This window comes from Halomonas sp. AOP25-F1-15 (assembly GCF_052378675.1).
In the GTDB taxonomy this organism is placed as follows: domain Bacteria; phylum Pseudomonadota; class Gammaproteobacteria; order Pseudomonadales; family Halomonadaceae; genus Vreelandella; species Vreelandella casei.
The window spans coordinates 76,385-89,100 of sequence record NZ_JBQSXV010000001.1 but is presented as its reverse complement, the minus strand read 5'-3'; the positions used below and the strand labels follow the sequence as shown (position 1 = coordinate 89,100).

11 protein-coding genes are annotated in these 12,716 nt (G+C 56.4%); 9 read left to right on the top strand and 2 right to left on the bottom strand.

The window, feature by feature from the left end:
* Positions 1-54: 54 nt before the first annotated feature.
* Together ACT3TF_RS00445 and rpmE are read right to left on the bottom strand one after the other, a co-directional pair.
* The gene (locus tag ACT3TF_RS00445) at positions 55-1,326 is read right to left on the bottom strand and encodes a malic enzyme-like NAD(P)-binding protein (RefSeq protein ID WP_301735976.1); all 1,272 of its coding nucleotides are present in this window, start codon (positions 1,324-1,326) and stop codon (positions 55-57) included.
* Positions 1,327-1,636: 310 nt separating this feature from the next.
* On the bottom strand, positions 1,637-1,852 hold the full coding sequence (gene rpmE / locus ACT3TF_RS00440) for a 50S ribosomal protein L31 (RefSeq protein WP_096282286.1): 216 nt from the start codon (positions 1,850-1,852) through the stop codon (positions 1,637-1,639).
* Between the two features lie 256 nt (positions 1,853-2,108).
* On the opposite strand from rpmE, the gene ACT3TF_RS00435 reads away from it, so the two are divergent.
* The 9 genes from ACT3TF_RS00435 to ubiB all read left to right on the top strand — a co-directional run bounded on the left by ACT3TF_RS00435 (position 2,109) and on the right by ubiB (position 12,704).
* Positions 2,109-4,331: a primosomal protein N' gene (locus tag ACT3TF_RS00435; RefSeq protein WP_444625390.1), complete on the top strand. Its 2,223-nt coding sequence runs from the start codon at positions 2,109-2,111 to the stop codon at positions 4,329-4,331.
* 213 nt (positions 4,332-4,544) lie between these two features.
* Positions 4,545-6,230, top strand: coding sequence for an arginine--tRNA ligase (argS, locus tag ACT3TF_RS00430; RefSeq protein WP_444625095.1), 1,686 nt, complete (start codon positions 4,545-4,547; stop codon positions 6,228-6,230).
* A 3-nt stretch (positions 6,231-6,233) separates the two neighbouring features.
* Complete coding sequence (locus ACT3TF_RS00425; protein WP_444671372.1) at positions 6,234-6,971, top strand: SPOR domain-containing protein; 738 nt, start codon at positions 6,234-6,236, stop codon at positions 6,969-6,971.
* 139 nt (positions 6,972-7,110) lie between these two features.
* A complete protein-coding gene (gene hslV / locus ACT3TF_RS00420; RefSeq protein WP_096278186.1) occupies positions 7,111-7,647 on the top strand; it encodes an ATP-dependent protease subunit HslV in 537 nt (178 codons plus the stop codon).
* 48 nt (positions 7,648-7,695) lie between these two features.
* Entirely contained in the window at positions 7,696-9,018 is a 1,323-nt protein-coding gene (gene hslU / locus ACT3TF_RS00415) for an ATP-dependent protease ATPase subunit HslU (RefSeq protein ID WP_235040260.1), read from the top strand.
* A 79-nt stretch (positions 9,019-9,097) separates the two neighbouring features.
* The gene (locus ACT3TF_RS00410; protein ID WP_441684181.1) at positions 9,098-9,481 is read left to right on the top strand and encodes a gamma-butyrobetaine hydroxylase-like domain-containing protein; all 384 of its coding nucleotides are present in this window, start codon (positions 9,098-9,100) and stop codon (positions 9,479-9,481) included.
* A 151-nt stretch (positions 9,482-9,632) separates the two neighbouring features.
* Positions 9,633-10,388 (top strand): bifunctional demethylmenaquinone methyltransferase/2-methoxy-6-polyprenyl-1,4-benzoquinol methylase UbiE, encoded by a 756-nt coding sequence (gene ubiE / locus ACT3TF_RS00405; RefSeq protein ID WP_441684180.1) that lies wholly within the window; start codon positions 9,633-9,635, stop codon positions 10,386-10,388.
* Between the two features lie 37 nt (positions 10,389-10,425).
* Entirely contained in the window at positions 10,426-11,085 is a 660-nt protein-coding gene (locus tag ACT3TF_RS00400) for a ubiquinone biosynthesis accessory factor UbiJ (RefSeq protein ID WP_441684179.1), read from the top strand.
* Positions 11,082-12,704: a ubiquinone biosynthesis regulatory protein kinase UbiB gene (gene ubiB / locus ACT3TF_RS00395; RefSeq protein ID WP_444671371.1), complete on the top strand. Its 1,623-nt coding sequence runs from the start codon at positions 11,082-11,084 to the stop codon at positions 12,702-12,704. The genes ACT3TF_RS00400 and ubiB overlap by 4 nt, the downstream gene beginning before the upstream one ends.
* The last annotated feature ends 12 nt before the right edge of the window (positions 12,705-12,716 follow it).

The window sequence follows — 12,716 nt, the reverse complement described above, 5'->3', positions numbered from 1 at the left end:
CGGGCGTAAGTGAGCAGGTAAGAACTACTTAGCTACCGAACTTAGGTACAGACCTTAGCCGCCATAGACATCATTGATTGACGTTAGCGGGTAATGCGCAGGAAACGGCTTACGCGCCACGCCCGAATCAACCGCGGCTTGAGCGACCGCCGATGTCACTCGCGCCAACAAACGGATATCCACAGGCGTTGGGATAATGTATTCGCGGCCAAAGCTCATCTCAGTGAGCTCATAAGCGCTCAGCACTTCTTCTGGCACAGGCTCGCGAGCCAAGTCCTTCAATGCATGCACTGCAGCCAGCTTCATTTCTTCATTAATTCGGGTGGCACGTACATCCAGCGCCCCGCGGAAGATAAACGGAAAGCCGAGTACGTTATTGACCTGATTGGGGAAATCCGAGCGGCCGGTTGCCATAATCACATCCGGGCGCGCCGCACGGGCAACGTCAGGATGAATCTCGGGGTCTGGGTTGGTACAGGCAAACACCACCGGATCAGGCGCCATTTTCTTGACCTGCTCGGCAGAGAGCAGGCCTGGGCCGGAAAGACCAATAAATACGTCAGCACCGTCGATCGCATCATCCAGAGTGCGCATCTCAGTATCGCGGGCAAACTCGGCTTTATATTCGTTAATGCCTTCGCGATCAGTGTGGATAACGCCACGGCGGTCCAGCATCACCAGGTTTTCTTTCTTAGCGCCACAGGAGACGAGTAAACGCATGCAAGCAATAGCGGCAGCGCCGGCGCCCATGCACACAATTTTCACATCTTCAATGCGCTTGCCGGCAATATCCAGTGCGTTCAGCATGCCCGCTGCGGTAACAATAGCCGTACCGTGCTGATCATCGTGAAAAACCGGAATGCTGCAACGCTCAATGAGCGCCTTCTCAATTTCAAAACACTCCGGCGCTTTTATATCCTCAAGGTTAATACCGCCCCACGTATCGGCAATGCGCGCAACGGTATCAATAAACGCCTGCGGGCTTTCCGCATCAACTTCAATGTCGACCGAGTTGATCCCAGCGAAGCACTTGAACAGCACGCCCTTGCCTTCCATCACCGGCTTACTCGCCAGCGGGCCAAGATTACCCAGACCAAGAATAGCGCTGCCGTCGGTAATGACGGCGACCAGGTTCCCCTTGCCGGTATAGCGGTAAGCATTTTCCGCATCCCTAGCGATTTCAAGTACTGGCTCAGCCACGCCGGGGCTATACGCCAACGCCAAATCTCGCGCAGTCGCGGTGGGCTTAGTCAACTCCACTGACAGCTTACCGGGAATCGGTTTAGCGTGATAATCCAAAGCAGCCTGCTTAAGTGAATCCGTCATGGTCAGCGTCCAGTTAACATAAAGTAGATAAGTCATTTGAGAATATAGAAAAAACCTATGCGTCTCAAGCGCGTCGTCAACTCAAATAAAAACGCTCGTTTAACTGAATTTTACCTTCACTTTCGTCGATTTTCGTCGATATTTAATGACACTTATCAAAAAATGATGCGCATACAGTACGTTGCTCCAATGTTGTAGCGCAGCATTTTTGAAAATACTTTCCATAAAAACAAAACAAAAAACCCACGCCTAAGCGTGGGTTTTTTTTCACAAGCACCTTCGTGCCGGCGATGTGGCTATCCGGTATGGATTAGCCGCGCTTAACAGCAGCGCCGAAACGCTTGTTGAAGCGCTCTACGCGGCCACCAGTGGTCGCTTGCTTCTGCTTACCAGTGTAGAACGGGTGGCAGTTGGAACACACGTCCAGAGAAAAGTCCTGACCAGAGGTAGAACCGACCTGGAAGGTAGCGCCACAAGAACAGTTGGCGGTGACCATGTTGTAATTCGGGTGAATACCTTGTCTCATCTCGAGCCTCACTAAGCTATATGCCGCCACCTGATCTTTTGCCAGGCACCGCATACGGGTTTGGAAAAATGACTAACCGGTTATTCGCTCTGTCGGTACGATATATCCTTAAAGCAAGCTTCAAGATAACTCGTTAAGATTGAGAGCGGTCGCATATTCTAGCAAAACTAATGCCGGAGGCCAATTGCCTGATCCTGTTTCTTTACGGGCACCGTCTCACGTGCTTTCTCAAGAGCCTACTCAAGAGCCCTTGCAAGTGCCCGGTCAGATACCCGTTCAAGTGCTCAAAGTGGCGCTGCCCTCGCCGCTGCGCCGCCTATTTGACTACTTGCCTGCTAGCACTGTGCCCGCCTGCGGCTGGCAGCCGGGGCTTCGAGTGCGGGTACCTTTTGGGCGGCGTGAGGTCGTCGGCGTCATCGTAGAGCTGGCTGATCATAGCGATTTACCGTTCAGCCAGCTGCGCGCTGTTAGCGAAACGCTGGACGAAAGCCCGCTGCCGGAAGACTGGCTATGGCTATGCCGGTTTGCCGCCCGCTACTACCAGCACAGCCTGGGCGACACGCTGCACCATGCCATGCCTGCCCGACTACGACAGGGCCACACCATGGCAGGCCGCACGCAAACACTGTGGCTAGCGAAAGGCGAAGGCACAGAGGACACGCTTAGCCGTGCGCCCAAGCAAGCAGAGCTGCACGCCCTACTGCGCCAGCACCCCCATGGCTTGCCCAGCCGAGCGGTCAGCGCCCACGGTTTCGGCCGCGATCAGCTGTTAGCGCTAGAAAAGAAAGCACTAGCCATCAGCCGTGAAGTCATTCTCACCGCCCCCAGCACGCCTACGGGCAGCCTACTGGCAACGCCCAGCCTGCCGCTTAACCGTGAGCAGGCCACTGCGCTGGCGGCGCTACATGAAAAACTAGACGGCTATCACCCTTGCCTGCTGGAAGGCATCACGGGCAGCGGTAAAACGGAAGTCTATCTACAGCTTATTGAAGCCGTCGCCAGTAAAGGTAAGCAGTCGCTAGTGCTGGTACCGGAAATTGGCCTAACGCCCCAGACGCTTGCTCGCTTTAGAAGCCGCTTTCGCGTCCCCGTGGTGGCACTGCATTCAGGCCTCACTGATCCTGAGCGTCTGGACGTATGGGAAGCCGCTGCCAGTGGCCGGGCGCTGATCATTATTGGCACCCGTTCAGCCATTTTCACCCCGCTGGCTAACCCGGGCGCAATCATTGTCGATGAAGAGCACGACGGCTCCTACAAACAGCACGACGGCTTACGCTACCACGCCCGTGATTTAGCGGTGACGCGCGCCCACTACCATAAAATTCCGCTGCTGATGGGCAGTGCGACGCCGTCGCTAGAGAGCCTGCATCAAGCGCTTTCCGGCAGCTACCGCCATTTGCGGCTAACCCAGCGTCCGAGCCGTCACCCGCCGGCCAAGTTAGAGCTGATTGACCTACGCCACCAGCGTCGCCAAGGCGGCCTGCTGCCCGATGCCATCAAGGCAATTAAAAGCACCTTAAGTGCGGGCAAACAGGTGCTGATTTTTATTAATCGGCGCGGCTTCGCCCCCACGTTAGCCTGCCACGCCTGCGGCTGGATGGCTGAGTGCGGCCAGTGTGACGCACGTATGACGCTACATCGCCAGCCCGCCTTGCTCGCCTGCCACCATTGCGACAGCCGCCGAGCACTGCCGGATGCCTGCCCAGAATGCAGTAGCGGCGACCTGCGCGCGCTCGGCAGTGGCACTGAGCGCACAGAAGAGACACTGCAAACACTACTCCCCAAAACGACGATTCATCGCATAGACCGAGACAGCACCCGGCGCAAGGATAGCTTTGAGCAGGTACTGAAAGAAATTCAGCGCGGCGAACCCTGCGTGTTAGTCGGCACCCAAATGCTCGCTAAAGGGCATCACCTGCCCCACGTCACGCTAGTGGTGGTGGTTAATGCTGACGGCGGCCTTTACGCCGCTGATTTTCGAGCCCTTGAACATAGCGCTCAGCTGCTTGAACAAGTCGCGGGACGTGCGGGGCGTGCCGCTCACCCTGGCCGTGTCTTGGTGCAAACGCTGCACCCTGACGACCCTCATTTAGGCCAGCTTTCTGAGCACGGCTATGGGGCACTGGCTCGCAACATGCTGGAAGAGCGGCGCATCGCGAAGCTTCCGCCGTTTTGTTTTATGGCACTGCTGCGTATTGAAAGCCCCAATGAACAAGCCGCGTTAGCAATGGCACAGCAGGCGGCCCAGGCACTGCGCGAGTGGTTAAAACAAACAAGTGTGGCAACACGATGCTTAGGCCCCGTGCCCGCCCCCATGGAGCGACGCCAAAATCGCTATCATTTACATGTCATGCTGACAGCCGATAAACGCAGCCAGCTGCATCCTGCCGCCAGCTGGCTGGTGCAATGGCTGGAAGCTAATCGAGATGCGCGCAAGGTCCGCTGGTCGATTGATATCGACCCCCAAACGCTCGCGTAATTAGCACTCACAGCATTAACAATGAGGCCTTCACCGTGACACGGCTTTGAAACTGCGGCGCAATTGCTGATAATGGCCGCTTAAGCTGCGCATCTATCGATCTCAATTACCTGTCGATCTCAAACACCTAGCGATCTCAAGTAACTAGCGATTTCAAAAATCTAATCAGGTGCGCATTAGCACACGCCGCCATGGACGTAACTGGATACCGAAATGAAAGACACCATAGTTTCTTTGCTCGAAGGCGCCGTTACCGCGCTCAAGCACCAAGGCGTGTTGCCGAACGACCTTCAGCCCAGCATCAAAGTGGACCCCACGAAAGATAAGGCGCACGGCGATTACGCCACCAACCTAGCGCTTATGCTGGCCAAACCCGCTGGCAAAAATCCGCGTGAACTGGCCAACATGCTGGTATCGGCGCTGCCTGAAAGCGACGCTATTCAAAAAACTGACATTGCCGGCCCCGGTTTTATCAACTTTTTTGCAGCGGCCGATGCGGCGGCACAAATTGTTGCTCAGGTGCTCAACTGCGGCGATACCTTTGGCCGCAGTCTGATCGGCAAAGGTGAAAAAGTGCAGGTGGAGTTCGTTTCCGCCAACCCCACCGGGCCTCTGCACGTCGGGCATGGGCGTGGCGCTGCGATTGGAGACTGCCTATGCCGCCTGCTAGAAGCGACCGGCTATGACGTCACTCGCGAGTTCTACTATAACGACGCAGGCGCGCAAATCGCCAACCTTGCACGCTCTGTTCAGGCACGCGCTAAAGGCTTAGGCCCCGACGATCCCAACTGGCCGGGAGACAGCTATCGCGGTGAATATATTGCCGATGTCGCCAAGGATTACTTGGCCGGCGAAACGGTGAGCGCGGATGATCGCGAAGTGACCGCAAAAGCTGATCCAGAAGATTTAGAGGCGATTCAAGCGTTCGCTGTGGCCTGGCTGCGCCGCGAACAGGATTTAGATTTAAAAGCCTTCGGCGTTGAGTTTGACGTTTATTTTCTTGAGTCTTCGCTCTATAACGATGGCAAGGTAGCCGCCACGGTTGAGAAACTGATAGCGGCGGGCCACACCTATGAAGACGACGGCGCGATGTGGCTGCGCACCACGGACTTTGGTGATGACAAAGACCGCGTGATGCGTAAACGTGACGGCGGCTATACCTACTTCCTACCCGATGTGGCCTACCACTTAGACAAGTGGCAGCGCGGCTTTAAAACCGTGATTAATGAGCAGGGTGCCGACCACCACTCCACCGTGACCCGCGTACGCGCTGGCTTACAAGCGTTAGAAGTAGGCATCCCCAAAGGCTGGCCCGACTACGTGCTTCATCAAATGGTGATGGTGACCCGCTCTGGCGTCGAGGTAAAACTCTCCAAGCGCGCTGGCAGCTACGTCACCGTGCGCGATTTGATCGATGAAGTCGGCCGCGACGCCACGCGCTTTTTCCTCGCGGCTCGCCGCGCTGATTCCCAGCTCACGTTTGATATCGACCTGGCCCGCTCGCAGTCTAACGACAATCCGGTGTATTACATTCAGTACGCCCATGCCCGGGTATGCAGCATGTTGCGCAAAGCACACGATGCCGACCAGCCATTCGATCATCCGCTAGCGCTGGCCAATTTAGCGCTATTGGATAGCGACCAGGAGAAAGCCGTTCTGAACCGTTTGGCACGCTTCCCTGACGTCGTCGAAACCGCGGCTAAGAACCGTGAACCGCAACAGGTTGCGCAGTATCTGCTCGATCTGTCTGGCGATTTCCACACCTGTTATAACGCCGTCAAAGTGATGGTAGCCGACGACACCTTGCGCAACACGCGCCTGGCGCTAGGTCTTGCGACCCGCCAAGTGCTGCGCAACGGTCTCGATTTAGTGGGTGTTAGCGCCCCAGAGGAGATGTAACGCATGGCCACCCCGCGCAAAAAGCCTACCCGCCAAGGCGCCACCTCACAGCGCAAGTCTTCCTCAGGCGCCAGCGGCGGCGGCTTTCGCATTCCCGGTTGGCTATGGGGCCTTGCAGGCATGGCCATTGGCTTCTTTCTTGCTCAGCACCAACACGGCACTGCGCCGTGGCAGGAGCAGAGTGAGCCTCCTCAGGCAACCGTGCTACCGAAGCCTTCCGGTAGCGAGGAGCGCGACGCTGCACGAGCAACCGAAGGCCCAGCCGAGCCCTCAATGCCCACCTTCGAGTTTTATACGCTGCTGCCTGAAACCGAAGTTATTGCGCCTGGCGTTACGCTGCCGTCAAGCGTTGTCCGCCCCGAAGTGACGGAGCAGACAGCCGAGAGCAGCACCGCATCCGATGCAGCTGCGGGCGATGACCCTATTGCGCAAGTGATTGCCGCCAACACGCGCCCTGAGGATCAAGTGTCGGCTGCCCAGGAGAGTGCTGCCAGCAGTAGCACGCCCAGCCGCTACATGCTTCAAGCAGCCTCGTTTCGCCAGCTAAGCGATGCCGAACAGCTACGCGGCCGGCTGCGCAACCTCAGCCTGCTGGCACAAATTAGCGAAGTACAGGCCGATGGCAACACGTGGCACCGCGTCCAGGTTGGCCCCTATGAAGATACCCGAGAGCTTAATCGCGCGCAGGATTTGATGGCTACGCAAGGTATTGAGCCGCTGCTTATTCAGCTGCAAAACTGATAAACCCACCTTCCGATGTCGTGCGGGTGGTTGATTTTTTATCAGCCGCCCGCATTTTGTTGTGAACGCTTACACAACGGTCGCTTGCTGAGCGACCAGCCAGTCATCGGGAGCGTGTCTCCCCCAAGGAGTTATCTCCATGACCACCATTGTTTCCGTTCGTCGTGGTAATCAGGTCGCCCTCGCTGGCGATGGTCAAGTATCGCTGGGCAATACTGTAATGAAGGGTAACGCCAGCAAAGTGCGTCGCCTCTATCGTGGCAAGGTACTTGCCGGGTTCGCGGGCGGCACTGCAGACGCATTTACGCTGTTTGAGCGCTTTGAAGCGCAGCTAGAAAAATATCAGGGGCATCTGACTAAAGCCGCTGTTGAGCTAGCAAAAGATTGGCGGACCGAGCGCGCGCTGCGCCGCCTGGAAGCATTGCTCGTCGTCGCCGACCACACCACCTCGCTGATCATTACCGGCAACGGCGACGTGGTGGAGCCCGAACACGGCGTTATTGCCATTGGTTCCGGAGGCAACTTCGCCGAGGCCAGCGCCCGAGCGCTGCTAGAAAACACCGAGCTGTCGGCACGTGAAATCACCGAAAAATCGCTGGCTATAGCTGGTGATATCTGTGTGTTCACCAACCACCACGTGACGCTCGAAGAGCTGTCGATCGATGGGCGCTCATAGCCCCACGCGTCCTCTTCACGCCGCTCAAAGAACACAAAGGTTACCGTTATGACTCAGATGACACCCCGCGAAATCGTTCACGCTCTCGATCAGTACATTATTGGCCAACAGGATGCTAAGCGTGCTGTTGCCATTGCCCTACGCAATCGCTGGCGCCGCATGCAGCTGGACGATGATTTACGCCCGGAAGTCACGCCCAAAAACATCCTGATGATCGGCCCCACCGGCGTGGGTAAAACCGAGATTGCACGCCGCCTTGCTAAGCTGGCCAAAGCACCGTTTATTAAAGTCGAAGCCACTAAATTTACCGAAGTTGGCTACGTTGGCCGCGACGTTGAGTCGATTATTCGCGACTTAATGGAAAACGCCATCAAAATGGTGCGCGAGCAGGCCAAAGAAGACGTAGGCCACCGTGCCGCCGATGCTGCCGAAGACCGGGTACTCGATGCCCTGCTACCGCCGCCGCGTGGTCAGGAAGACAAGCCCCGTGAAGATAACGGCACTCGCCAGACCTTCCGCAAGAAGCTCCGTGAAGGGCAGTTAGACGAAAAAGAGATCGATATCGAAGTATCGGCTCAAAGCCAAGGCGTCGACATCATGACCCCACCGGGCATGGAAGAGATGACCAATCAGCTACAAAGCATGTTCTCCAACATGGGCCAGCAAAAGCGCGAAAACCGTCGTGTGACGGTAAAAGAAGCGCTCGTACTGCTGCGCGACGAAGAAGCCGGCAAGCTGGTCAATGAAGAAGAGATCAAGGCGCGTGCGGTGTATTCAGTTGAGCAGCACGGCATCGTGTTTTTAGATGAGATCGACAAAGTTGCCAAAGGCAGCGGCCAGTCTAGCGGTGGTGAAGTGTCTCGCGAAGGCGTGCAGCGTGATCTGTTGCCGCTCATTGAGGGCTCAACCGTTTCAACCAAATACGGCATGGTTAAAACCGATCACATTCTGTTTATCGCCTCGGGGGCTTTCCATCTGGCGCGCCCGTCGGACCTGATTCCGGAGCTTCAAGGTCGTCTGCCGATCCGCGTTGAGCTCGATGCACTCACGCCCAATGATTTCAAACGCATTCTGACCGAGCCTTCCGCCTCGCTGACTAAGCAATATAAAGCGCTGCTGGCGACGGAGGGTCTCGACATTGAGTTTACGCCAGACGGTATCGAGCGCATCGCGCAGATCTCCTGGCAGGTCAACGAAGGCACTGAAAACATCGGCGCTCGCCGTTTGCACACCGTGATGGAGCGGCTGCTAGAAGAGGCCTCCTTCAAAGGTGGCGACATGGAAGGCCCGCTGGTGATTGACGGCGACTACGTCAATGCACAGCTTGGCGAGTTGGCAGTTGACGAAGATTTATCGCGCTATATCTTATAAGCGTCCGCATCTTTACATAACCGAAGCGGGGCGTAGGTGGCGATTGGCTGCCTGCGCCCCGCCTGTTTAGAGGTTTGTTATGACTGCTCCTACGCCTACCCGCGTTCACTACCATAAGCAGGCCCGCGAGCTAGAGCTTGGCTATGCCACTGGCGAAACCTTCCGCCTACCGGTGGAACTGCTGCGCGTCTACTCTCCCTCTGCAGAGGTGCGTGGTCATGGCGGCGACAGCGCCGTACTTCAGGTAGGTAAAAAAGACGTCGGCCTGCAAAACATTAGCCAAGCTGGCAACTACGCGCTTAAGCTGCATTTTGACGATGGCCACGACAGCGGTTTGTTTAGCTGGAACTACCTGCATGATCTCGCCCTCCATCAAGATGACTACTGGAACAACTACTTGCAGCGCCTGCAGGACGTCGGCGCCTCACGTGAGCCTGCGGGTATTCAATTCAAGCAGCTGTGACCGTCGCTCAACCCAAGGCACTCATCAGTCTGGGCAGACAAGCCAGGGCGGACAAGGCTACAATGGCGCTAACTTTTTAATCGCACCGGCCACTCAGTCAAAAGACTCAGGGTCGATTCGCCACCGCCTCGAATTCGGGAGCTACTACGCCATGAGCCCCACAGAAAAACGCACGACTCACTTTGGTTTTCAGCAAGTCTCGGTTGACGAGAAAGCCTCGCGAGTAGCCGATGTCTTCCACTCCGTTGCGGCCCGCTACGACGTGATGAATGACCTTATGTCGATGGGTATTCACAGAGTATGGAAGCGCATGACGATTGAGCGCGCAGGCGTGCGCCCAGGCCATCATGTGCTAGATATTGCCGGCGGCACGGGTGATTTAACGCTGAAGTTTTCCCGTCTGGTGGGGCCACGTGGCAAAGTGGTGTTGGCCGATATCAATGCCTCGATGCTGAAAGTGGGCCGCGATAAGCTGATGGACAACGGCGTGGGCGGCAACGTTGAATATGTTCAGGCCAACGCCGAATGCCTGCCGTTTCCCGATAACAGTTTCGACTGCATTACGATTGCCTTTGGCCTACGTAACGTTACCGACAAAGACGCCGCGCTGCGCTCCATGGCACGCGTACTCAAGCCCGGCGGTCGCCTCTTAGTGCTGGAGTTTTCCAAGCCAAATAATCCCCTGCTTTCCAAAGCTTACGACGAGTACTCTTTCCGCCTGCTGCCCAAAATGGGCGAACTGGTAGCCGGCGATGGCGAAAGCTACCGCTATTTGGCAGAGTCCATTCGTATGCACCCAGATCAGGAAACGCTCAAAGCGATGATGGAATCCGCAGGCCTTGAACGCGTTGAGTACACCAACCTGACCGGCGGCATTGTTGCACTGCACCGCGGCATTAAGTTATGACGCTCTCTCCCGTGGCGTTTTCCATCAAGGGGTCAGCATGCTGGTAACCCCAACCTTGCTGCTGGCCGGTTGTGAACGCACGCTCAATGCTCTTCTTGCCCGTGACCCGGCAGCCCCTGGCCGCTTGGCGAAGCTTGCGGGCAGCCGCCTGCTGGTACGCTTCGAGCAGCCGCATCTGGCCGTGGTTATCCACTATCATCATGCCGGGGTAGACCTACTGCGGGGCGACGACACTGAAGAAGCCGACGCTAATGCGGTGGTCGAACTTACTCCCGAAACATTGTCCGAATGGATTAGTGGCGCCTCAATTGAGCGGCTAATGTTTGACGGTAAGCTTGCTGTGCGTGGTCATATTCATCTGCTAGAAGCCACCCGCGAGCTTCTTTTCGATCTGGATATTGATTGGGAAAACGAACTCGCCCATTGGCTGGGCGATATGCCCGCACACTCCCTAGCGGAGGGCTTGCGGCGCATGGCTCGCTGGGGGCTGCGCGCCAAAGATGAGCTGATCCAGGACGTTTCTGAGTACGTCTTTGAAGAGGCGCGCCTGCTGCCAGGGCGACAGCAGCGCAACGTTTTGCGCGAGCACCTCACCGAACTAGAAGTGGCAACAGATCGCCTGGAAGCACGCTTTAAACGCTTAGAACGGATACTGACACAGCACCACCAGACACTGATGCAGGAGCCGCACCCATGAGCCTGCGCCTGCTGCGAATTAGCTGGGTGATAAGCCGTCATCGGCTAGATACATTACTCCCGCTAGAGCGTCTCCCTTGGTGGCTGCGGGCGCTGCTTTGGTTTTCGCCGCTACGCTTAGTGCCTATCGGCAAACGCTCACGCGGCGAGCGTTTACGCCTCGCTTTAGAAGCCTTAGGGCCAATTTTCATTAAATTTGGGCAAATGCTCTCGACCCGCCGCGATTTACTGCCGGCGGATATCGCCGATGAGCTCAAACGCCTTCAGGATCAGGTGCCCCCCTTCCCGGGTGACCAGGCTGCTGCTCGCGTCGAGAAAGAGCTGGAAATGTCGCTGGCGGAAGCGTTTGCTGAATTTGACCATGTGCCGCTGGCCTCAGCATCTATTGCTCAAGTGCATGCTGCCCGGCTGCATAGCGGCGAAGACGTGGTGGTTAAAATCATTCGGCCGAGCATAGACCGCGTGATGCGCCAAGATATGGCGCTGATGTATCAAGTCGCCAAACTGCTGTCCAAGGTGCCTGATGCGCGCCGCTTGCGTCCGGTAGAAGTCATTCGTGACTACGAAGCGACGCTGTTTGATGAGCTTGACCTGTATAAAGAAGCCGCCAACACCTCGCAATTGAAGCGTAATTTTAAAGACTCACCATTGCTGTTTGTACCGACCATTTATTGGCCTTTTACGCGCCGACACGTCATGGTACAAGAACGCATTCGTGGCATTCCGGTCGCCGACCTGGACAGCCTAATCGCCCGCGGCACCAACTTGAAAAAGCTGGCCGAGCGTGGCGTTGAGCTGTTCTTCACGCAAGTATTTCGCGATAACTTCTTTCATGCAGACATGCATCCGGGCAATATTTTTGTTAATTGTGACAATCCCGAAGACCCCCAGTACATCGCCATCGACTGCGGCATTGTCGGCAGCCTAACACGCGAAGATCAAGACTATTTGGCGCGCAATCTGCTGGCGTTTTTTCATCAGGATTATTACGAAGTCGCTGCCCTGCATATTGAGTCTGGCTGGGTGGGCGAAAACACGCGTGCTAATGAGTTTGCCGCCGCGATTCGGACGGTGTGTGAACCTATTTTAGAGAAACCGCTAAAAGATATTTCTTTCGGCCAGGTGCTGCTAGGGCTGTTTCAAACCGCGCGTCGCTTCAATATGGAAGTGCAGCCGCAACTCGTCCTACTGCAGAAAACCTTGCTGAATATTGAAGGACTAGGTCGCCAACTTTATCCTGACTTAGATTTATGGAGCACCGCTAAGCCTTATTTAGAGCAGTGGATGAAAGAGCGCGCGGGCGTCGGCGGCTTGTGGGAGTCGTTAAAGCGCCAGGCGCCGGAGCTTTCGCGCCAGCTACCTGAATTACCCGTACTCGCCCATCAGGCGCTCAGCCGCATGGAGCATGAGCATCGCCAGCGGCATCAGCAGGTCGATGCCATTAGCGCCATGCGCCAGCACATGGCTCGTCAAGGCAAGCGCCTGTATCGCTTACGGTTAGGTTTAATAGTGCTGGCGCTGGCGCTCGCCTGGCAGCCGTTAAGCGGCTGGATTGAGCTCCAGGAGTGGCCGATCTTGGCCGCCGCCGGTATCGGCCTATTGCTGTTAGTCTGGCAATAAAGCGGCGTGACT